Here is a 22,079-nt window from a genome sequence, read left to right on the forward strand (position 1 = left end):
GCTGCCGCGGCAGCTTCTTTTTTGAAAAAGCAAAAAACCGGGCATCTATCGACTCCGGTAATTCGCTTGCGGAACATCTTGCTTCACGCCAAGTATCCGCTCAATCTCAATCTGAATACGTATAATCCCCTCATGACAGACATCCAAATTTTTTTCGTTTTCCATCTCTTTTTCCAAAGCCAGAACTGCCGTTAACAACGGCTCCGCGTAGAAATTGGCTGCAATACCTTTAAGCGTATGAACCATTCTGCGTGCAGTCGCATTCTCCTGATTGATGATAAGCAGGAAAAATTGCTCCGAGAAATTACGATAATCCTGTTTAAATTTCTCCATCATATATTGAAGAATATGTATTTTATGATCGATATTTCTCATTATTTGCGTGGTATCTACACCCTCGATTTCAAATAACCAATTCGGATTTAGCCACTTCTCCAGCATATCAGAAAGCTGCTCTTCATCTACTGGTTTAATCAGGATGTCATTCAGCCCAAGTTTTAGGGCTTCCGGGCGTTCCTGCATCATGACATCTGCGGTAAGGGCAATGATCGGGATCCGATTCATCAGCTTGAGCTTCCTGAGCCGCTGTGTTGCCTCATAGCCATCCATCTCAGGCATATGAATATCCATTAGAATAAGCTTCCATTCCTGCTGATCAACAAGTTCCAGGACTTCATAACCATTCTGCGCAATAACCACTTGGTAACCTAATTGTTCAAGAAGGCCAATAATCACCAATTGATTAATTTCATTATCCTCAGCAACTAAAATACTACCTTTGGACATGGACGACGAGTTGCTTACTTCAGTGGAATTGTTTGCAGAGGCTTGAAATGTCTCCAATCTAAGTTGATTCAAAGCTTGTAAACTTTTCTGCAATGTCAGCCTACTGACGGGCTTAACAATAACTGCATCCGCTTTCAGTTCCGATGGCAATTCGGACATTTCCTCTCTGCCTTCAAGTGTTGTAAACGCAATCACTCTCGTCTGAGAGCGATCTAACGAAACTAATATATGGCGCCAAGTGGCGGGATGCTGCATTTGATCCATTTGCATATCCAGGAATATATAGTCATGTGCAGACTTATTCGCACTATCATGTTCCAAAGAAGCAAACAAATCGGAAGAAGATGTAACCGTATCCACTTGGTATTGAAAGGAACTAAGGAGCTCGGATACATGCTGCGCTACAACTGGATGATCTTCAGCTAAGAGCACACGGTTATTCCCCTGCGGCAGCCCAGCGTGCTTGTCCAGGCGCTTTGCCTCTTTCCTTGCATCCCCCTTTGTGCCAAACGTCAGGCTAAAATAAAAGCGGCTGCCTTCCCCAAGGACCGTATCCACCTGCAAAACGCCCCCCATAGACTGCACCAAATGCTGACAAATGACAAGTCCTAACCCGGTACCGCCGTACCTGCGGCTTATGGATGTATCAGCTTGCGAGAACGGTAAAAATAGCTGCGATAGCTGCTCCCTAGAAATACCAATTCCAGAGTCCTCCATTGTAAAAGAAACAACGACCCCTTCGTCCACATATTTCTCGAGCCGTACTTTCAATCGGATATAGCCTTGCTTGGTAAATTTAATCGCATTATTAGATAAATTAATGAGTACTTGTTCTAGTCGAAAGGAATCCCCGCTAACAATATCCGGTAAATCTGCTGGAGTATCCAGCATGATCTCGATTCGCTTCTTGCCGATAGATACGCTGACCAGATCGGCAACCTTTTGGAGCGATAGCTCTAGTGAGAAATCCACCATCTCCAAGGTCATTTTGCCTGCCTCGATTTTCGAAAAATCAAGAATATCGTTAATCGTTGCAAGCAGGACATTCGAGGAACAATCAATTTTGTCCAAATAATCCTTCTGAATCGTCGTCAATTCTGTTCGTTGTAAAAGTAAAGAAAGTCCAATAATCCCGTTCAGGGGGGTGCGTATTTCATGACTCATCCTAGCTAGAAACTTACTCTTCGCCCTGTTGGACTCATCCGCTTCCTCTCGCTTCTTCAAGTCGGTTATATCATGTACCGTTCCGGTGACGCCGGTGATTTCTGATTTATCCTCATTGAATAAAGGGGACAAGGTGACGTTATACGCGTGCTGATCGCCATCTGGAAGCAGGAAATTAATCGCAAATTGCTGTGTTTTCCCCATCTCAATCGTTTGTTCAAATATCCGCTCCCACTTCTCGGGTTCATCCATCTGGACCAGATCCGTTAATTGCTGTCCCCTTACTTGCTCAGGCTCTAGCTGAAAGGTCTGATGCATTTTGTAGTTCGTAGAGGAGATGCTACCATCCAGTCGAAATCTGAAAATAAAGTCCTCCGAATTTTCCACCAACGTCCGATATTGCTCATCCCTGACTCTTGCTTTGATTTGCGCTGCACGGTGCTCGGTCACGTCCACGGCAGATCCAATCACTTCATTGACGGAACCATACTTATAAATGGGTTGTAGGTTAACAAGGATCGTAGAGCCGCCGCAATCGTATTCATACGAGACTCGTTCGCCCTGCCAAGCTTTATCATAATGCTTCTTTACGAATTGTTTAAACTCTTCACTTAATACATGGATTTCGTCCAACTCTTTGCCGATGAATTGACTAGGTCTCAGACCAAGATGATAGACCAGCTGTCCTTCAAATAGGATGTAAACGTATCGATCCCGGTGTTTATGGAGTTTAAACGTAAACCCTGCCTGAAAGCGCAGCATATCGATTAGTTCCTGTTCCACTTGATAGATCTGCTGCTTATACTCACGAGCCCGGAGTAAATATCGCAGAAAACAAGCAACAAGAAACAAACAAAGCAGCTGAATGAAAATATAACTGTAAAAGACATCAAACGGTGTTCGATAAACAAACCACATCATCGTATAATAGGACGGATAGAAAATAGCTCCTCCATATAACCATTTAAGCCAATAAGAACGTGTTCTAGCAAATATTATACTAGTCCCCGTGACAGCTACCATTCCAAATATCAGCTGCGGAATTTCTATGTAACCTTCAAAGATGTAGCGCCCTATCCATAAGCATACGAATGTAATACTTAAGGAGAAGAATCCTCCTAGATAAGTAGAAAGCAGTAAGGCTACTCCGCGAAAGTTAATAATAACGTGATCATCAACGTGGACACTGAAGTGCAAGAGGACAAAGACTAACATTCCATGTGAAAGACCAATAAAAACCTTATAGAGCCAAGTTGGCTTCTGATTCAGTTTCATCGTTATGGAAAGCTGTTCCACGAATAATACAAAAATCGTTATAATAGCAAAATTGGTAATCAAAGCGTGAAGCAGAATAATCACCAGCCTATATCGACTTAGAATGTAGGATAATCACGCTATCCTGTTTGTTTGTTTCTAGATGCAGCATTTCCTCGATACGCTTCGCCATGACCGGCTGGCTAAAATAATAGCCTTGAACCAGCCTGCAGCCGCACTCCCGAAGTACTTGAAGCTCCTCCTCTGTCTCTACACCTTCCGCTACAACGAGAAGATTCAAATTTCTAGCCATCGTAACCATTGTGTTTACAATAACCGCATTCACTTGGCTTTGTATCAATCCCTTAATAAAGGATTGGTCAATTTTCAATTTATCAATGGGAAAATCTCTGAGATACCCGAGTGAGCTGTACCCGGTGCCAAAATCATCCATCGCGACGCGAACACCCAGCTTCTTCAGCTGACGAAGCGCGTCTGCGGCCAGCTCAACTTGCATACTCATACTTTCGGTAATTTCGAGCTCCAAGTACTTGGGCTGTAAGCCCGTTTTCTCCAAAATAGTCTGAATCATCCGGCTAAGTCGGCTATCATTGAACTGTCGTCTGGACAGATTAACCGCAACGAACACCTTGGAAAGGCCCGCCTCCTGCCACCGCTTGTTCTGCATACAGGCTTCCTTCAGTACCCATTCCCCAATTTCATGAATAAGACCGCTTTCTTCCGCTATAGGGATAAAATCAGAAGGAGGCACATGACCCAAAGTAGCATTATTCCAACGAATCAGGCTCTCTAGTCCTACAATTCGATTCGTAAATACATCAACGACTGGTTGATAAACAAGATGAAACTCCTGATTGTCAATCGCTCTTCGCAAGTGAAACTCGATGTCCATGCGCCTTTGGAACTGATCTTGTCTATGTGGCAGGGGGGCAGAAAGAACTGTTTCTGCAATTCCTGTTGAATAAAAGTGAGAGTCATAGACGCCTTGAATCCCGTTTTGAATGGCCATTTTGCATCGTTCTAGAAAATAAGAGGTCACAATTTTATTTTTCAATTCCTGGGCTAACATTTCTTTATGAAAATAATCTGCCGCACCTAGCCGCATCGCTTGAATGGTCTTCATAGAACCTTCGGGTGTATGCGTACTAAGTACTACGACAGGAATAGGACTATGATTCATAATAAGATGAAGCGCAATTAGTCCATCTGAGTTATCCATATCTAAATCAATGATGACCAAATCCGGTTTACTAGCCAAGATGCAGTCAAGTACGGTATTTCCATGCTTCGCCATACCTGTCATTACGAACTGTATATCCTTTTCGATTAAGGCCCCTACTACCGATCTTAATTCATTTGATTCACTTACGATTAGAACACCATACCCGTCCAAAAGACCCATTTCCCCACCACCCTTACAAGCAATAATTACGCATTATCTCTATTATACTTTCCACTTATTAGGTTACTTACATAAATGGTACGAATTCCCCCTTCTATTTTCGCTAATAATTTACTAACAAATTCTCTTAAAATGTCAATGATAGCGGTTTACTCTTAAATTTCGACAAAGTATAATAGAATTAATGAGTAAAGTGTTAGCACGTGCATTCCCTCTGTTCATTTCATGAATTTTGAACTGGAAAATTTAGCTTAGTTTGGGGGAGTTTCTAATGGACAGAGTTCTACTAATTGAAGACGATGATATTATCGGAGAAATGATCTGTATGTATCTGAAAGAGGAAGACTTCCTAGTCCTAAGGTCCCACAACGGTCAGGAAGGCCTTACAGCATTGCATGAATTCGAACCGGATCTCATTCTTCTCGACCTCAATCTTCCTGACTTTGAAGGAACTGAGCTGTGTACCTCCCTTCGGAACATAACTCCTGTGCCCATTATTGTCATTTCATCCGACTCCAGAGTGAGCGAAAAGATTGAAGCCTTCACCGTAGGTGCTGACGATTACTTATGCAAACCATTCAGTATGCATGAGATGAAAGCCAGAATACAAGCCCTATTACGTCGTTTCAAACTGGGACACCCTCCCGAGACTCCAAAACTTCAGGTAGATCATGAAGTTACCGTACCAGCCATGGATTTAAACATTAATTTGGAAAAAAGAACGCTCTACGTCCGAGGCGACTCCATCGAAATGACGTTCTCCGAATTCGAGCTTATCCGGCTGCTGTACGAGCACCCCGAACGCGTTTACCGCAGAGAAGATCTCATAAATGCATTACGCGGTTTCGATTCCTACATAAACGACCGTGCCATTGATGTTCATATTACGAATTTGCGCAGAAAAATTGAAGTTAATCCCAAAGAACCGAAATACATAAAAACCGTGTGGGGCGTAGGTTATAAATTTGTCATGTGAAGATGACCCAATCCTTTCGAGGATTGGGTCATCTTTTTTTGATGAACATATAAGGGAGGTTTGTATCTATTTCCTCTGGCTTAATGCTATCTGTGTCGTATAACAATGCAATTTGTTGAAACTATATCTTTATACAAACTTTTACTAATTTTTAGTAAAAATTGGTTGACATAGAAATCATTGATCCTTTAGTATTGGAGTTCTGAAGCCACGCTTGGGGATAACCAAACTACGAAAACAAATGGGTGAGATCTTATGCACAGTAATAAATTAATTTTGGATTTGGGAAGTCATAGTGCCAAAGTGTTCAGGAAATCAAACGATCAAATTGAGCAAGTGGATGTTCTAACATGGGAGCTTCTGGAGAGCGGGGTGGACCTGCCGTCTATTGAAGGTACTTTAAAGTCTTTGCTTTCTACGCAGTGCTCCTTTATCGAAGGCCTTGGTCAAGGAGACATCGAAGCTATTGGTACAGAAGCGATGCGAAGATCACCTCATTTGTCCGAACATATGCAGGAAGTTTGTAGGAATTTGAGGATTGCTTACAGAACCATTAGCCAGAAAGAGGAGGCTGACTTGCTGAAGAAAGCTATAGCCGAATCGGATATCCCGAGTGACCTTGATGTGATCAATGCCGGGGGAGGCAGCATCCAAATTATCACGAGCGAAAGCGAGGCTCCTTATCTGATTCCTTTCGGCATCTCGGATCTTAACCAACAATTCAACTTGCTTGGACCTCCAGAACAAAGACAGATTGCCACTTGTATCAAATGGCTCTCCTGCCGATTACCGGCTTCCTTAGAGCAGTTTGCTTATACGGGCGGTGAGAAAACGTATTTGCGTCATTTCCAGATCGAGCTTGAGGATGATCTGTATTGCCAACGAAATGATTTCACCCTACTAACCAGACAATTGGCAGCGCAGGACCTCCAAACCTTAGAAGCCAACTCTCCCTTCGATCCCAAATGGATGCGTGGGGCCATTGCCTCTAATTGTGTCGTTCTTGCTGGTTTGATCAAATCAGGCGCTACCAAATTCATGCCTTCGGATCTCAATATCGCTCATGGATTTATCAGACAGTTATAAATATTCCCACTTTTGCAGCAGTCATATATAATCATTAGAGAACATTATACGCAAATAGATAAGGTGGGTTTACTCGCATGACGAAGATAATGAATGCCGTTATGATCAAGGAGTATGGAGGGATTTCAGGTATTGAATTTGGCGAGACTGCCATTCCGGAAATAAACAGCGGTGAGGTGCTGATTAAAGTACATGCTGCCTCTATTAATCCCGCCGACTTATTATTTCTGCACGGTCATTATGGCATACAACGAGAACTGCCTTCGGTTGGCGGCATGGAAGGATGCGGAACAGTTATCGCGACAGGCAGCAGCCTTGTCGCACGAATGCTAAAAAGAAAGCGTGTCGCCTTCGTATCCGAAGTTTACGGCTCCTGGGCGCCCTATACCAAAGCAAGTGCTATGACCTGCATGGTGCTGCCTGATCATGTATCCGATGAGCAGGGTGCTGTCTTCTTCGTCAATCCGGCGAGTGCCATGGCCATGGTGAAAATAGCTAAGCAGCATAAATCCAAAGCAATCGTCCAAACAGCCGGTGCTAGCGCACTTGGCAGAATCCTAGTGAAGCTCGGAAAAGAGCATGGTATTCCTGTGATTAGTGTTGTTCGTAAGGAAGAACAAGAACTGCTGCTGAGAGAAATAGGCGGACAGCATATCGTCAACAGCAGCTCAGACACCTTCGAGCAGGACTTAAAGCGCAAGTCTCATGAGCTAGGAGCTACCGTGTGCTTTGATGCCGTAGGAGGCAACTTGACGGGGCTCGTGCTGTCGGCGCTACCTGATGGCGCTACCATTTTCCAATACGGCCTTCTGGGAGGAAAAACGACAACGATCAACGCCGATGATCTTGTTTTTCGCCGGAAACGTATCGCCGGATTCTGGGCATCCGATTGGGTGAAAACACAATCGATCTTCGAACTTCTGGCCCTGCAGGGCTCGATGAAAAAATCAATCGGATCACATATCCAAACCGAGATTAGTCAAAACTTCCCGATGAGTCAAACTGTAGATGCCATCCAGCAGTATATGACAAATATGACCTCGGGCAAAGTGCTTCTGCTGCCTGTCTAGATATTGACATATAAACTAGCGCATGCGCCATTTAGGTGGCATGCGCTTGTTTGTATGCCTTCCAAAAATGATTAAAACCTATTTACAAACCAATGGTCGGTATATATAATTCAGATATAGCTATAATAATCGACGTATTAGGTTACAAACGTACACGGAGGGATGACTTTGAAGCAAGAGGAACGCAGGCAGCAAACAACGAAGCTGCTGCTGGATTCAACCAAAGAGCTGATACGGGAAAAAGGGTGTCACTCGATCACAATGAAAGACATCATGGAGAAATCAGGATTGTCAAAGGGGGCTATTTTCCATTACGTGAAGAGTAAAGACGAAATCTTTGCTTGGGTACTGCAAGAGCGGCTAGAAGAGACCAATAAACGTTTTATGAACGAAGTGGATCAAAGCCGCCCAACATTCGAGAATCCTATGCAGAAGATTACAGACAGTCTTTCAGCATTGGAAGACGGTCAGGACGTGACGAACAAGGTGTTGATGTATTTACTTGGAAAAGAGGATCAGCCTCTGATAGCGGATGTGCTCAAGCAGTATTATAAGCGGTCTGTGCATGTATCCAAGCAGTGGATACTGACTGGCCAAGAACATGGGGTCATTCCGGAATCAGTGGATACGGACAAAACAGCGGAGATGTTCGTTCTGCTCTCACTCGGTTTACGTTTGCGATCCTCGATTCCACTGGCTGGGACTTCTTTTAATACCCAAGATTATTCGTTGTTTATGAGGGATATGTTACAAGCCAATTCAAGCCAATAGACTTTAACGGAGGGATACCCATGGTACCTTTTTATGTGCTTGTTGTTTCGTTTACGCTATTTAGGGTTCTAGGCCTGTTCGGCTGGTCCTATTTCGACGGTTGGCAAACTTCGCTCCAAGGAGCGGTAGCCGTTATGCTGCTGGTTACCGCTTCCGCTCACTGGGGTAAAAGCCGACAAGACCTGATCCGGATGGTTCCATCCGCATTCCCGAGGCCGAGTTGGCTGATTACTGCCACTGGTTGGCTGGAAATTGCCGGAGCCATCGGCATTCTCCTCCCCGCTACCTCCCGCGTGGCTTCCATCTGCTTGGCGATGCTGCTAATAGCCATGTTTCCAGCCAATGTGAAGGCAGCCCGGGAACGATTAACCATCGGCGGAAGACCTACGCCTAAGCTGCTCGCTCGAACGCTGCTGCAGCTCGTGTTTCTCGCAGCGGTTCTCTTGGCTGGCAGTGCTAGCTAACCTTTAATTTAGACACCAATTTGCTAACCGTAGTGCCCTGAATCAGAAGAGAAAAGACCACATTACTGAAGGTCATGGCTAACAATAAGTCACGGCCTTCAAAGGACGGAGATATACTGAGGATCAATGCAATGGATAAGGAACCCTTCAGACCGCCCCAAGCAATAATAGGCTTCCACGCACTAGGGATCGAACGATCCCTGAGCAGACTAACATAGACTGCAATAAATCTTGCAGCCACTACAATCAGAATGCTCCCGCCAATCTCCAGCCATTTGTCCGTAAAATCAATATTTGAAATCTCTAGCCCTACCATAAGGAAGATTAAAGCATTGGCTATAAAAGCTATCACTTCCCAGAAGGAGTCCATTTTCTCAAGTGTAAAGTCGGACATCCCAATCTTTTTCCCATATGTCCCCAATAATAGACCTGCAAATACGACGGAAATCACTCCAGATAGGTGAAACATCTCTGCCATTTCAAAAACCCCATAGAATAGAACAATAGAAAGCCCTATTTCAACCAAATAGTTATCGATTTTCGAAGTAATTCTTGAGGCAATGAATCCTCCGACCACACCAATAATCATACCGCCGAGGACAACTTTCACGAATTCCACAGCACCTTCCAGGGTTCCTGAAGCACTGAGAACCGTTGTAACCGCTGCAATCTTGAATAAAACAACGGCTACACCATCATTGGCCAAGCTTTCGCCTTCAACAATCGTGGACAGCTTTTCATTTAATCCCATAGATTTAAAAATGCTAAGCACCGACACAGGGTCTGTCGCGGCCATTAGTGCACCGAACACCAAGGACTTTTGTAAAGAAAGACCTAACAGAGCGTTACAAAGTCCTGCGATTAGCACAAAAGTAATGAATGTACCTAGCAATGAGAGTAAGAGAATCGGTCGTTTATTTGCTTTTAATTCTTGAACATGCAGCTTAAGGGCCGCATCCCCTATTAAAGCTGACAGAAAGATCAGAATGACTGCTGTTTGAAAGACGTGATCCGAAGCGACATACGTTTTGATTTCATCCAGAGCAGGAATCGGTATGACCCCCAACAATAGCCCTGCAATAACCAGCAATGTTGGATACGGCTGTTTGATCTTGTCCGCTATATAGGCGACTGCGACGGCAATAGTGAGTAGTACAAGCCAGTAATGGATCATTTGATTCCTCCCCCAAGACATTTTCTCATACATCGACAGTGATCCGTTAATAAAGTAAAAAGCGGATTCGACTTCAAACCGAAGGGATCCGCTTGTTTGTGCTAGATTTCCGTAAGTATGGTGAGAATCACGGGTCTTCTGCCCGTCTTTTCATAAAAGAGTCTTCCTAGAGCTTCTTTTACATTCGTTTTAAGCACATTCCATTGATTCACGTTTTCTTTTTGAAGCCTATTTATCGTTTCTGTTGCTAAAATATTGGCTTGATCCATCAGGTCTTCCGACTCACGAACATAGACAAACCCGCGGGAGATGATATCCGGACCGGACAAAATTTTACCGTCACTTTTACTAAGCAGTAGGACCACGATCAAAATACCATCCTCGGCCAGTTGTTTACGGTCACGTAGAACAATGTTGCCAACATCCCCTAATCCATCGACAAGGGTATTCCCCGCATACACTTTGCGGCTCTGAGTTGCTACCTCGTTCTTGATATCCACGACATCGCCATTATTTAGAATGTAGATATTTGCTGGGTCCACACCGACCCCTTCAGCCAAAATACGGTGCTGATGAAGCATTCTAAACTCGCCATGAATCGGAATAAAGTATTTCGGCTTCATCAGTGTGAGCATTAACTTCAACTCTTCTTGACTCCCGTGTCCGGATACGTGCATGCCTGTAGACGAGCTCGAACCATATATCACTTCAGCTCCTAAGCTAAATAAATTATCGACAGTCCGCGATACATTGCGTTCATTTCCCGGAATCGGGGATGAGGATAGAATAACAGTGTCTCCACGCATAATTTCTACCTGACGATAATTCGAACGGGACAAGCGCGATAATGCAGCCATCGGTTCTCCCTGACTACCGGTACATAAGATCGCTATCCGTTCTGAAGCCATCCGATTGACTTCTCCCGCTTCTACTAGCATCCCTTCAGGGACCGTTAGGTAACCAAGCTCAGAAGCAATTCTCACAACATTGACCATACTGCGGCCTAATAAGGCTAATTTCCGATTCGTTGCCTGAGCAGCATCAACAACTTGTTGAAGCCTATGAACATTAGAGGCAAAGGTGGATATGAACACTTTTTGCTTCGCTTTATGAAAGGCATCTTCAATATGCTTACCTACAAGACTTTCCGAAGGTGTATAGCCTGGGCGCTCAGCATTCGTGCTTTCCGATAAAAGAAGTAGAATACCGTTCTTCCCAATCTCCGCCATTTTATGAATATCAGGGTATTGATTGTTGACTGGTGTCAGATCAAACTTGAAATCTCCCGTATGTACGACGGTTCCTTCAGGTGTATGAAAAACAACCCCCAAGCAATCAGGGATACTATGGTTTGTTTTGAAAAAGGTAGACGTGATTTGCCCTAGCTCGATGCTCGAATCGGAGTCAATCTCAATAAATTTCGTATCTGCAAGCAGTCCAGCCTCTCTCAACTTGCCTTCAATTAGCCCTAGCGTTAGCCGAGTTGCATAAATCGGCATATTCAATTGTCTTCGTATATACGGAATGCCCCCGATATGATCCTCATGTCCATGTGTAATAATCAGTGCGCGGACTTTATCGCTATTTTCGAGCAAATAGGTAATATCCGGAACGATCAAGTCAATACCGAGCAAGCTTTCATCCGGAAACTTTGAGCCGCAATCAATGACAATGATATCATCGCCATATTGCACCACATACATATTTTTACCAATTTCGTTGATGCCGCCTAAAGAGAAAACAGATAACTGATTTTCTTTCTTATTCAACTGAAAAGCCCCCCCATTTATACATATACGCTTTAATTTTTCCACATGAGGGATAACCTATACTTCGATTTACTCTATATCTAATTTCTGAATTCGAAGATTGGTACGGATAGGGCTATGCGTCTTGGGTTAATTTAATGTACATGAAAGATGGATTGAGAGGTGTAAAGTGTACTAAGCTATGAGTATCGAAAATAAAAAGCAGCTCTTCTCAATAGCATCCATACCGCTTATCATGACTTTGGGAAACTCCATGTTAATTCCTGTGTTACCCGCCATTCGGAGTAAACTAGGAATCACTTCTCTACAAGTAAGTTTACTGATTACGGTTTATTCAGCTGTGGCTATTATTTTAATACCTATTGCCGGCTATTTATCCGACCGATTTGGTCGGATAATTGTCATTATACCCAGCTTAATTATCACGGGTATTGGCGGTTTGATTGCGGGTTTAGCGGCATGGTGGATGGATCAATCGTATGCAATGATTTTGGTTGGCCGCTTCATTCAAGGTATTGGTGCCGCGGGAGCTTTCCCCATTGTCATTCCACTCGTAGGTGATATTTTCAAGCAGGAAGATGACGTCAGCAGCGGTCTTGGCATTGTGGAGACAGCGAATACATTTGGGAAAGTGCTCAGCCCTATTCTAGGATCAGCTCTTGCGATGGTTATCTGGTTTCTGCCCTTTATGTTCATCCCCTTACTGTGTCTGATTTCGATGTTGCTTGTGCTATTTCTGGTAAAATCCCCAAAAAGGAAATCGGAACAAGCAGATAAGATATCTTTTGCAAGCTATCTTTCCCATATCAAAAGCATTTTCAAGAACAATGGCCGCTGGCTGTATGCGATATTCGCTATCGGATGTATTTGTATGCTTGTTATATTCGGGACTTTATATTACTTGTCGGACTTATTAGAAGATAAATTCAACGTTTTTGGCGTGGTAAAAGGATGCCTCCTTGCTATTCCTCTTGCAGCTTTATGTATCGCTTCTTTTATAACAGGTAAAGGTATTGGCAAGGACGAGAGACTCATGAAATGGATGATATTCGCGGGGTTGATTGTATTATCTGGAAGCATTCTTCTTTGCGGTATGGTGACGTCGATTTATTGGCTCATTGCTTGGATTGGCTTGGCTGGAATCGGAATTGGCGCCGCGTTGCCATGCCTTGACGTCATGATTACAAGAGGAATCGAGAAGGACCAGCGGGGTACGATCACGTCGATTTATAGTTCTACCCGCTTCATCGGGGTTGCCATTGGACCTCCTCTTGCGTCAATCCTTGTGAAAATGTCGCCGGCCACGATGTTCTACACCATCTCAGGGATATGTGTCTTAGCCAGCGTAATCGCCTTATTCGCGATCAAACCCAAGAAGGACGAAAAGCTGCCGCAGAAGGAATCTATGGCTTAATGTATATGAAGTGTAATAAATACAAAGAGGATCCGCGTGGGATCCTCTTTGTATTTATTAAGCCAGAGTAGCAGCGGCATTCGTTCGCTTTCTGGCGTAGCCGCGATAAATAAAGGTAAAGACGATGGTCAATATGGCGATTCCTACCATGCCCCAGATTAGATTGTCGAACGCGCGCTCGGTTGGCAATGACTTCTGCCAGACGAGTGCACTCCCCGAGATGGCTACGGCAAAAGCCCCGCTGAAAAATTGCAGCAGCTGGAATAAGCCCATACCAGAGCCGATCCGTTCCTTCGTCAATTGCCGCGATAGCTCGTTTGAGACCGCACTGGAGATAGAAGTGATGCTGATGCTCGTCAGTATATAGACGGCGGCAAGTCCATAAAAGGAATGGACGGCAGTCAGCGCGAGCAACACGGTCGAAACCAGCAGCAGCCAAGGCGTGTAGCGAAGGAGCGCACCGTTACCGTATCGGTCGATAAGGCGGCCAACCCAGTTGGATACCAGCATGGCAAGGAGCGCGCCTGGAAAGAGTACGAGACCCGACACGGCCGGAGTTAAACCGAAGACTCTGGCCAGCATTTGCGGGGCGAGGAACAAGAAGGCGAAGCTGATCATGTAGGCGCTAATGCCGATAGCACCAAGCGCCAGATAAAGTCTGTCGCCAAATAGGGCGGGCAGGACGAATGGATTCGTCGCTTTGCGGATGCGCACCGCGAACAATGCTAGGGCAATCACACCCACAACGAGTGCAGCTGTGCTCTTGGATGTAAGGAAGAGCAGCAGCCCCGTCGTACCCATCCCGATCAGGACGGCGCCAATAAAATCGAACGAACCGCGCTCCGCCTTTTCCCGGGGAAGTATTAGCAGGAAAATCGGGATCAGCAGCAGTGTTAGGCCGGTGATTACAAATAGGAAATGCCACCCCAGATACTGAACGATTGATCCGCCGACGACAGGACCAAGCCCGAGGCCAAGTGAGGCGGCTGACAAAATGAACGACATTGCCATGCCCCTGCGAGACACGGGAATGTAACGAGTAACAAGCACGATCGCAAGCGAAGGAATGGCGCCAGCGCCTGCAGCCTGAATAAGCCTCGAGATAAGAAGTAGCCCAAATCCGCCGCTGAACATGCCAATCACGGATGCCCCTCCCAATGCCAGCAGCGCCGCCGTGAAGAGCCTTCGAATTGGCACGAAATCGGACAATCGGCTGAAAGTAATCGATGATATGGCAAAGACGATGGAGTAACCCGTCACGACCCATGACGCAGTCGAGGGGTTGAGTGCAAATTGTACAGCAATTTTGGGCAATGCCAAATTGAACATCATCGTGTTCATAACGACTAGAATAATAGTAATGCAGAGTAACCAGGAGACCGTCCGTTCTCGCATAATACTGGGTACCTCTGGTACGGATGGTTGCTCTACTTTTGGTAAATCGGTTGACATACGAATGATCCTCCCCACTCAGATGGTCTATCCCAAGGCTGCTAAACTATATGCTGAAGTTAATTATCTATAATCAATTTCGTTACAGTTTAGCATGGCGGCATCCGCATGTCAATTAACGATTCCAATTAAATCCAGACACCTCTACTAATAAATTGCATGACCTATGCAGTTCACCCCATTTACTGTGATTGTCCAGATAAATGGTTTTCCATGGGAGTGGTCGACACAATTTAACTGGAAAAACTGCTTCTAATCATACCCTTTCCTCTTTGAAAACACATTTTAGATGGAAAACCTACCGTAAAAACAACTGTTTTTGGTGATTTCGAAGAAAATGACTGAAATTAACGGGAGAAATTCCATGTGATTTGATCGAAGTGGTAACTGCAATCCAATTACAGGTATATTTTCACGTTAATCACTGGATTGTAGTCTGTTTTACCAGTAAATGGATCAAACTGCATAGGTCATGTACTTAAATAGAATAGTTATATTAGGGGAAGTGCTTATCTATGAAAAAATGCCAGATGCTTCATACTGTTTTCCCCCTTTCCTCCCAGATCTAGTGAGCAACTTAATTTCCTTCTATTATTACAGGGAAATTTAGCTATCACTTTCCTTTTTCCACGTTTCTTTTGCACAATTCCTCGAAACTGTGTACCATTCTCTTTAGCTAATGAGATACGGACGAATTTAGTGGAGATCATGTATGTAAGAGCATCACTTGGAACCCAGACCCCTCATTTCCGAACCCGATCTGCTGCCTAAAATGTCGTACCCTCCACCTACGAGGATCTCCATTTGGATGAGGTTTCCTCTAAAGCATGGATGGCTCCATCCTAAAGCCTTAGATGCTTTTGAATTCGCTCCAATAAGATCCAACACAAGATGAGGTGAATAAAAGAGAATGATCCAAGAAACGGATAAAATAAGCAAGAACCCCCTTTCATGGAGGCTGTTTTTTGGTATAAAGCTTGCTTTTGATTTGGCTTTAACCGGTGTTTTTTATTTTCAAAATTCAATTACAATTTTTTGGGGACTAAGTTTTGTTGTCTTTTCATTGGTGGTTTTTCTTTTAGTTCATTTATTTTATCTAAAGATGCCAAAAAAACACACTTGGCTATTTCACATCCTCATCTTAGATTTCTTGGTATCCGCTTCCTATGGTTATGTATATATAGGTGGAAATTTCCCGAATCATCTATTTATTGGAATTACAGCCTTAGCGATTTTAATGTTTTTAAAGAACACCCGAATGCTAATTATTACATGCTTACTGCTGCTGGTCGTGTATATTATTACGATGGGAAGCATTGATTGGTATTTATTTAAACGAATCGATGAAATTGGCTACTTTATTACCTGTTCGTTCATTATTTTCGCAGGTATTGTGAGCGCTCTAATCAATTTTTATCAACGCGCACGTCGGGATACGATGCAGTTGTATGCACAATTGATGCAATCCCATGAGCGACTTCAGGACTATGCTCTCAAAACGGAGGAGTGGGCAGCGACAAGGGAGAGAGTGCGCATTGCACGAGAAATTCATGATACGGTAGGTCATAAACTGACGGCATTATTGGTTCAAATGCAAGCGGCTCGCAAGCTAAGTAGTCTGGATCCTTTACGCAGTGAACAAACCTATCTTGAATGTGAAGATTTAATAAGATCATCTTTGCAAGAGGTCCGGCTTTCGGTAAGGGCTATTCGAGATGAACCTGTTAAGTCCACTTCCTTAAATGATAGCCTTGGGAAGCTTACTAAGGAGTTTACCAAATTTGCCGAGGTTCAAACCTCTTTTGAAGTAAATGGGATAACCGTCCCACTGCCAGGTGATCTTCAATTAACTGCTTATCGAATCGTACAGGAGTCACTGACGAATGCTCATAAACACGGCCATGCGAAAAATGCGAAAATCTTGTTAACCTATTCGGAGAGCAATTTTTCTCTGTGCATACGTAATGACGGAGAGGTCCCTGCTGACCTGAAGCCGGGGTTTGGTTTAATCAATTTACAAGAAAGAGTCAAGGAGTGGAACGGACAGGTGCATTTTAACATGGATCAGCAAGAGGGGTTTGCTGTTGAAGTGCAATTCCCTTATCCATTAACGGAAATGGAGCGTGTAAATCATTGAAAATCCTCATAGTAGACGATCAGAGGCTCATGAGAGAGGGACTTGCGACCATCATCGGGTTGGAACAGGGCATGGAAGTCGTTGGAACAGCGGTGGATGGGAGAGATGCCTATACCAAAGCGCTCGAATGGCGACCGGATGTTGTGTTGATGGATATCCGAATGCCTGGCATGGATGGCGTGGAAGGAACGGAATTGATTCTTAGGGCTTTACCAGAGACGAAGGTACTGATTCTGACCACCTTCGATGACGCGGAGTTAATTTTAAAAGTTTTGGAAAAAGGCGTCCATGGCTATTTGTTGAAGGATATGCCATCGGAGACGATCATAAGTGCGATTCAAACGGTATACAACGGCGGGACTGTCCTTCAACCAGATATCACAGCAACACTTCTTAACGAGTTGAAAAAAATGTCGGAATGGCACCCGGATAACGCTCATCCTTTACATATTAATGAGCCTGCCCAGCTCAGTCAACTGACGGAGCGAGAGAAAGAGGTCCTAGCTTTATTGGGCCAAGGATTAAATAATAAAGAGATTGCAGGCTTGCTTATTATCACGGAAGGTACAGTGAAAAATCACGTCTCGAACCTCATAGCTAAGCTAGGATTACGAGACCGAACACAAGCAGCCGTGTTCTCAGTTCGTCACCAAATATAATTAAAGGGCATGACTTTTGGCATAGAGTATGAGATTAATCATGCTTTAGTGATCAAACGTTCTGCCTTTTTCTTTGTGAAGACATGACTTTTCACAGATTTGCTTACGTCTTGATCTTGATAAAATCAAAGTGTAAGAAATCAGGCGAGTATGGCCGTGATTTCGGACAAAACTAAAAATATGATACGAGGAGTTATTAAAATGAAGAAAGTAAAAATCACCTACTGGGTAATCACGATTTGTACGCTCATAGGATTCTTACTCAGTGCCGTCAATGAGCTTTTACAAACCCCAAAAACATTGGCAGAATCGACTGAACTGTTAGGCTATCCAGCCTACTTTCTGACTATTCTTGGAGTAGCCAAACTCATAGGTATCATTGTTCTTCTTGTTCCAAAATTTAACAGACTAAAAGAATGGGCATATGCCGGTTTTACTATTGATTGTATCTCTGCATTTTGGTCAGAAAACGCTGTCGGAAATCCGATGGGAAGTATTAAGTCTGTTGTAGTCTTATTGTTTGTTCTGCTTTCTTACTACTTTTTAAGAAAAATGCAGAAAGGTATGGAATTAGCCAATTAGCTTGAAGATGCGATAAATCTATTACGGAGGCGAAAGGAATAATGAATTTCAAAAAAAAATATTTGTGTTGCCCATTGCCCTATTCGTCTTTTTGGGTTATACCATTTACGCTTCATTTAACAAGGATGGAATAACGAAGGCTCAAGAGGTTTTAACTACGATTAGTGAAAAATCGAGCACCAATTACGATACCGCTATTTTTGCTGGAGGTTGTTTCTGGAGTATGGAGGCGCCCTTCGAAAAGCTTGATGGTGTCTTGCGTGTTGTAACCGGGTATACAGGAGGACAAAAGGAAAATCCGACCTACGGTGAGGTGTCTACTGGAACTACAGGCCATCTAGAATCGGTGGAAGTTCGCTTTAACCCGAGTCAGATTACGTATGACCAACTGCTTCAAGTTTACTGGCGGAACGTTGATCCTACGGATGCAGATGGTCAATTCGTTGATCGCGGCAAAGAATATCGTTCCGTCGTTTTTTACAATAGTAATGAACAGAAAGAGATAGCCGAAGCATCCAAAGATGCATTAAATTCATCCGGACAGTTTGATAAACCGATTGTAACGAAGATTGTACTCGCATCAACGTTTTACAAAGCGGAGGAGGAACATCAGGACTATTACAAAAAAAATCCAATCAGCTACAAGGTAAATGAACTTGGCTCTGGTCGGGGTGCATTTTTAAATAAAACTTGGGGTAATGATCGGGTCGTGATTCCCGAAAAGATAAATGTGTATAAAGATTTTAACAAAGAAGAAAAGTTGAAAACGTTGACTAAGCTCCAATACGACGTAACTCAGCATGATAAGGACGAGCAGCCGTTTCATAACGAATATTGGGATAACAAAAAAGAAGGTATTTACGTGGATATTGTTTCGGGTGAATATCTCCGCGTAACGATTTCCCCATAACCACTTCATCATTTGACCATGTATGCTTATCTCTACTCATCATTGACAAATGCTTGAATATTCTACATCTTTATGTGTATGAAGGTACTTATGGTGGTTTGGCGAGGGGAGTAGCAAATTGATGGCACGCAAACGTTATAGCAATGCAGATCCAGCTGCGAAGGTGAAAACATGGAAGGAAATTCGCCGATGGCAGCAAGAACGGAAAGGGAAAGTCAAGGATCTCACCTTACGTATCGGTCAAGCGGAGCATAAGCAGCAAGAGCTGCTTATGCATAACCGCAGCGAAACAACGATCACTTGGATTGGACATTCGACTTTCCTATTGCAGATGGCGGGCCTGACGATCGTTACGGATCCGGTATGGGCTAACCGGATGGGCTTTGCCCGCAGACTAGAGGCGCCAGGACTTACACTCGATGAAATACCGCCGGTTGATATCGTCTTGCTGTCTCATTCGCATTACGATCACCTGCACGTCGGATCATTGCGCAAGCTGAAAGGCTCGCCTGTCGCGCTTGTGCCTGAAGGACTTGGCATGAAGATGAGGCGGCTTGGATTGAATACGGTCCACGAGCTTCCTTGGTGGGGGAAGACGACGCTCGGGCCGCTGGAGTTTCATTTCGTTCCAGCGCAGCATTGGACGCGGCGAACGCTGACGGATACGAACAGTTCGCTTTGGGGAGGCTGGGTGATCAATCGATCAGCAGAGAATTCAGTAGATGGTGCGGAGAATAAAGACGCGATTTATTTTGCCGGAGACAGCGGATATTTCCAAGGCTTCCGCGACATCGGAGCGAGGTTTCCGGGTATTCGCTATGCGCTCATGCCAATCGGCGCTTACGAGCCGGAGTGGTTTATGGGGATGCAGCACGTTACGCCGGAGGAGGCGGTTCAGGCGTTCCTCGATGTTGGAGCCGAAACGTTCATCCCCATGCATTATGGCGCTTTCCGGCTTGCCGATGATACGCCGCAGGAAGCACTTGACCGGTTGCTGGCTGATTGGCAGCGAGGGGAACTCGACTCAAGCCGTCTTAAACTGCTAAAACACGGCGAAACACTGGTGGACTGACAAAGCAATAAAGCTGCCTCGGACTAAGCCAATGGCAGCTTTTGCTTTTTAATCCTTCATTTTCACTCAACCTTTTATACCGCTAAAGGTAATTCCGCTAATAAACGTTTTCTGGAGAAAAAAGAACAGGATAATAACGGGTAATGTCATTAAGGTGGATACGGCCATTAATAAGCCCCATTCAGAACCTTTTTGACTTTGGAATTGCTGCAATCCGAGTGAGACCGTATAGGTAGGTTCATTGGTTAAATAGAGCAAGGGACCAATGAAATCGGTCCAGCTTCCCATAAATTGAAACAGTGCCACAGCTAAAACGGCGGACTTGGCTAACGGGAACATGATCTGTAGATAAATGCGGAACTCACTAGCGCCGTCTATGCGTGCCGCTTCGCGAAGGGCATCGGGCAACCCAAGAAAAAACTGCCTTAATAAGAAAATGTAAAACGGTACTCCAAAAAATTGCGGGATAATGAGCGGAAGAGCTGTTCCAACCCAACCTAATTTAGTAAACAAAAGAAAAAGGGGAATCATGGTGACTTGACCGGGAATCATCATAACAGCGAGGGTAATGAAGAACAACACGCCGCGACCTCGCCACTCCAACTTGGCAAAACTATATGCGACCAACGGACAAGATATGATCACACCAATTGTACTAACTATAGTAATAACTGCTGTATTTTTCAGATAAGTCCAGAAAGCGATATACTCAACTGCACGGGAATAGTTACTCCACTGAAAGGGATGCGGAATCCATTCTGGGGGAAATGTAAAGATTTGCGTGAGCGGTTTCAAGGACGTTGAGACCAGCCAAATAAACGGGATAATGAAAAAGAATGAAGCAATAATTAGGCATAAATGAGCTAACGTTCGGTTCATTTTTTTAATAGTTAGAGGATTCATTCCTTTATTGCCTCCTTTATTTCCCTTGATAATGAACCCAGCGTTTAGACGATATGAAAATCAACGCAGTTAAGGCCATAACGATAACAAATAAAATCCATGCCATGGCGGAAGCATAGCCCATTTTGAAATATCTAAATCCGTTCTCGTATAAATACATGACGTAAAATGTCATGGAATTTGCTGGAGTTCCTTGCCCTTTGGTCATTGTGTACGGGAGGGTGAACTGTTGAAAGGCACCGATCGTTCCCATGACCAGATTGTAGAAAATAACAGGAGTTAGCAAAGGCAGCGTTACTGTTTTCGCTTTCTGAAACCAATTAGCCCCATCGATTTCCGCTGCTTCATAGTACTCATCGGGAATGTCTCCTAATCCAGCAAGGTAGATAACGACAGCATGACCGATACCCCATAACGACATAAGAATGAGAGAGGGTTTAGACCACGACTCACCGCCCAGCCAAGGGGGGCCATCAATACCTAGGCTTGCTAACATGCCATTCACCAAACCGAAATTTGGATGCAACAACCACATCCATAGAACGGCCAAAGCCACCTGCGGCACAAGGGTCGGTAAGAAGAAGATCGTTCGGTATACAGCCATACCCTTGACCTTCATATTTAGCATCATAGCGAGCACCACACCGAAAAATATACTTAACGGAACGAAAAAAACAGCAAAATAAATCGTGTTGTAGATGGACTTCCAAAACAAAGGATCATTAAAAAGATCCTTATAATTATTCAGCCCGATAAATTCACCAGGCTGCAGGATGCTGTAAGTGGTGAAGCTGAAGTAGATGGATGCAAACATAGGAATTGCATAAAAGCAAATGAGACCTAAAGCCCAAGGTGAAGCAAAGAGCCACCCAATCAAGTTTGTCGTACGAAATGATCTCTTTTTTCTTGCTGCTGTATGTTTTAATACATGAATAGACTCAGCTGGTTTTGCCATGTGCATCCTCCTTCCGAATATCCTATATGAATAGGCAAGGAGAGAGACTCTCCCTGCC

The 22,079-nt window shown here is 44.1% G+C and carries 18 protein-coding genes; 11 read left to right on the plus strand and 7 right to left on the minus strand.

Annotated features, from left to right (window positions below):
• Positions 1 to 45: 45 nt before the first annotated feature.
• Together QFZ81_RS31555 and QFZ81_RS31560 are read right to left on the minus strand one after the other, a co-directional pair.
• On the minus strand, positions 46 to 3,309 hold the full coding sequence (locus QFZ81_RS31555; protein ID WP_307605856.1) for a response regulator: 3,264 nt from the start codon (positions 3,307 to 3,309) through the stop codon (positions 46 to 48).
• A 4-nt stretch (positions 3,310 to 3,313) separates the two neighbouring features.
• Entirely contained in the window at positions 3,314 to 4,627 is a 1,314-nt protein-coding gene (locus tag QFZ81_RS31560; protein WP_307605858.1) for an EAL domain-containing protein, read from the minus strand.
• Positions 4,628 to 4,898: 271 nt separating this feature from the next.
• Here QFZ81_RS31560 and QFZ81_RS31565 point away from each other — a divergent pair, with 271 nt between their 5' ends.
• The 5 genes from QFZ81_RS31565 to QFZ81_RS31585 all read left to right on the plus strand — a co-directional run bounded on the left by QFZ81_RS31565 (position 4,899) and on the right by QFZ81_RS31585 (position 8,994).
• The gene (locus tag QFZ81_RS31565) at positions 4,899 to 5,603 is read left to right on the plus strand and encodes a response regulator transcription factor (protein WP_307438040.1); all 705 of its coding nucleotides are present in this window, start codon (positions 4,899 to 4,901) and stop codon (positions 5,601 to 5,603) included.
• Positions 5,604 to 5,858: 255 nt separating this feature from the next.
• Entirely contained in the window at positions 5,859 to 6,689 is an 831-nt protein-coding gene (locus QFZ81_RS31570; protein WP_307438038.1) for a Ppx/GppA phosphatase family protein, read from the plus strand.
• A 77-nt stretch (positions 6,690 to 6,766) separates the two neighbouring features.
• Positions 6,767 to 7,759, plus strand: coding sequence for a zinc-binding dehydrogenase (locus QFZ81_RS31575; RefSeq protein WP_307605860.1), 993 nt, complete (start codon positions 6,767 to 6,769; stop codon positions 7,757 to 7,759).
• A 168-nt stretch (positions 7,760 to 7,927) separates the two neighbouring features.
• Entirely contained in the window at positions 7,928 to 8,530 is a 603-nt protein-coding gene (locus tag QFZ81_RS31580) for a TetR/AcrR family transcriptional regulator (RefSeq protein ID WP_307438034.1), read from the plus strand.
• A gap of 20 nt (positions 8,531 to 8,550) precedes the next feature.
• Positions 8,551 to 8,994: a DoxX family protein gene (locus QFZ81_RS31585; RefSeq protein ID WP_307605862.1), complete on the plus strand. Its 444-nt coding sequence runs from the start codon at positions 8,551 to 8,553 to the stop codon at positions 8,992 to 8,994.
• On the opposite strand, the gene QFZ81_RS31590 is transcribed toward QFZ81_RS31585, so the two are convergent.
• Together QFZ81_RS31590 and QFZ81_RS31595 are read right to left on the minus strand one after the other, a co-directional pair.
• Entirely contained in the window at positions 8,987 to 10,168 is a 1,182-nt protein-coding gene (locus QFZ81_RS31590; RefSeq protein WP_307438030.1) for a cation:proton antiporter, read from the minus strand. The genes QFZ81_RS31585 and QFZ81_RS31590 overlap by 8 nt on opposite strands.
• Before the next feature lie 101 nt (positions 10,169 to 10,269).
• Positions 10,270 to 11,937 (minus strand): ribonuclease J, encoded by a 1,668-nt coding sequence (locus QFZ81_RS31595; protein ID WP_307438028.1) that lies wholly within the window; start codon positions 11,935 to 11,937, stop codon positions 10,270 to 10,272.
• 181 nt (positions 11,938 to 12,118) lie between these two features.
• Between QFZ81_RS31595 and bcbE the strand changes: the two genes are divergently transcribed.
• On the plus strand, positions 12,119 to 13,351 hold the full coding sequence (gene bcbE / locus QFZ81_RS31600; protein ID WP_307605864.1) for a bacillibactin exporter BcbE: 1,233 nt from the start codon (positions 12,119 to 12,121) through the stop codon (positions 13,349 to 13,351).
• Between the two features lie 57 nt (positions 13,352 to 13,408).
• Here the strand turns inward: bcbE and QFZ81_RS31605 are convergent, their stop codons facing one another.
• Positions 13,409 to 14,803 carry an MFS transporter gene (locus QFZ81_RS31605; protein WP_307438024.1) on the minus strand — a complete coding sequence of 465 codons (1,395 nt, stop codon included), beginning with the start codon at positions 14,801 to 14,803 and terminating at the stop codon, positions 13,409 to 13,411.
• A 1,258-nt stretch (positions 14,804 to 16,061) separates the two neighbouring features.
• On the opposite strand from QFZ81_RS31605, the gene QFZ81_RS31610 reads away from it, so the two are divergent.
• The 5 genes from QFZ81_RS31610 to QFZ81_RS31630 all read left to right on the plus strand — a co-directional run bounded on the left by QFZ81_RS31610 (position 16,062) and on the right by QFZ81_RS31630 (position 20,163).
• On the plus strand, positions 16,062 to 16,940 hold the full coding sequence (locus QFZ81_RS31610; protein ID WP_307605866.1) for a sensor histidine kinase: 879 nt from the start codon (positions 16,062 to 16,064) through the stop codon (positions 16,938 to 16,940).
• Positions 16,937 to 17,599 (plus strand): response regulator, encoded by a 663-nt coding sequence (locus tag QFZ81_RS31615; RefSeq protein WP_307438019.1) that lies wholly within the window; start codon positions 16,937 to 16,939, stop codon positions 17,597 to 17,599. Before QFZ81_RS31610 ends, QFZ81_RS31615 begins: the two co-directional genes overlap by 4 nt.
• A 201-nt stretch (positions 17,600 to 17,800) precedes the next feature.
• The gene (locus QFZ81_RS31620; RefSeq protein ID WP_307438017.1) at positions 17,801 to 18,181 is read left to right on the plus strand and encodes a DoxX family protein; all 381 of its coding nucleotides are present in this window, start codon (positions 17,801 to 17,803) and stop codon (positions 18,179 to 18,181) included.
• 64 nt (positions 18,182 to 18,245) lie between these two features.
• The gene (gene msrA / locus QFZ81_RS31625; protein ID WP_307605868.1) at positions 18,246 to 19,091 is read left to right on the plus strand and encodes a peptide-methionine (S)-S-oxide reductase MsrA; all 846 of its coding nucleotides are present in this window, start codon (positions 18,246 to 18,248) and stop codon (positions 19,089 to 19,091) included.
• Positions 19,092 to 19,212: 121 nt separating this feature from the next.
• Positions 19,213 to 20,163 carry an MBL fold metallo-hydrolase gene (locus tag QFZ81_RS31630; RefSeq protein ID WP_307605870.1) on the plus strand — a complete coding sequence of 317 codons (951 nt, stop codon included), beginning with the start codon at positions 19,213 to 19,215 and terminating at the stop codon, positions 20,161 to 20,163.
• A gap of 66 nt (positions 20,164 to 20,229) precedes the next feature.
• On the opposite strand, the gene QFZ81_RS31635 is transcribed toward QFZ81_RS31630, so the two are convergent.
• Together QFZ81_RS31635 and QFZ81_RS31640 are read right to left on the minus strand one after the other, a co-directional pair.
• Positions 20,230 to 21,066, minus strand: coding sequence for a carbohydrate ABC transporter permease (locus QFZ81_RS31635; RefSeq protein WP_307438010.1), 837 nt, complete (start codon positions 21,064 to 21,066; stop codon positions 20,230 to 20,232).
• 16 nt (positions 21,067 to 21,082) lie between these two features.
• Positions 21,083 to 22,021 (minus strand): carbohydrate ABC transporter permease, encoded by a 939-nt coding sequence (locus QFZ81_RS31640; RefSeq protein ID WP_307438009.1) that lies wholly within the window; start codon positions 22,019 to 22,021, stop codon positions 21,083 to 21,085.
• Between the last annotated feature and the right edge of the window lie 58 nt (positions 22,022 to 22,079).

Source organism: Paenibacillus sp. V4I9, assembly GCF_030817295.1.
In the GTDB taxonomy this organism is placed as follows: domain Bacteria; phylum Bacillota; class Bacilli; order Paenibacillales; family NBRC-103111; genus Paenibacillus_E.

Excerpts from the sequence above, each read along its gene's own strand:
- QFZ81_RS31605 (WP_307438024.1), bottom strand. The coding sequence starts at position 14,803 with ATGTCAACCGATTTACCAAAAGTAGAGCAACCATCCGTACCAGAGGTA.
- QFZ81_RS31610 (WP_307605866.1), top strand. The coding sequence starts at position 16,062 with ATGCTAATTATTACATGCTTACTGCTGCTGGTCGTGTATATTATTACG.
- QFZ81_RS31630 (WP_307605870.1), top strand. The coding sequence starts at position 19,213 with ATGGCACGCAAACGTTATAGCAATGCAGATCCAGCTGCGAAGGTGAAA.
- QFZ81_RS31585 (WP_307605862.1), top strand. The coding sequence starts at position 8,551 with ATGGTACCTTTTTATGTGCTTGTTGTTTCGTTTACGCTATTTAGGGTT.
- QFZ81_RS31575 (WP_307605860.1), top strand. The coding sequence starts at position 6,767 with ATGACGAAGATAATGAATGCCGTTATGATCAAGGAGTATGGAGGGATT.
- QFZ81_RS31635 (WP_307438010.1), bottom strand. The coding sequence starts at position 21,066 with ATGAATCCTCTAACTATTAAAAAAATGAACCGAACGTTAGCTCATTTA.
- bcbE (WP_307605864.1), top strand. The coding sequence starts at position 12,119 with ATGAGTATCGAAAATAAAAAGCAGCTCTTCTCAATAGCATCCATACCG.
- QFZ81_RS31565 (WP_307438040.1), top strand. The coding sequence starts at position 4,899 with ATGGACAGAGTTCTACTAATTGAAGACGATGATATTATCGGAGAAATG.
- QFZ81_RS31590 (WP_307438030.1), bottom strand. The coding sequence starts at position 10,168 with ATGATCCATTACTGGCTTGTACTACTCACTATTGCCGTCGCAGTCGCC.
- QFZ81_RS31620 (WP_307438017.1), top strand. The coding sequence starts at position 17,801 with ATGAAGAAAGTAAAAATCACCTACTGGGTAATCACGATTTGTACGCTC.
- QFZ81_RS31560 (WP_307605858.1), bottom strand. The coding sequence starts at position 4,627 with ATGGGTCTTTTGGACGGGTATGGTGTTCTAATCGTAAGTGAATCAAAT.
- QFZ81_RS31570 (WP_307438038.1), top strand. The coding sequence starts at position 5,859 with ATGCACAGTAATAAATTAATTTTGGATTTGGGAAGTCATAGTGCCAAA.
- QFZ81_RS31640 (WP_307438009.1), bottom strand. The coding sequence starts at position 22,021 with ATGGCAAAACCAGCTGAGTCTATTCATGTATTAAAACATACAGCAGCA.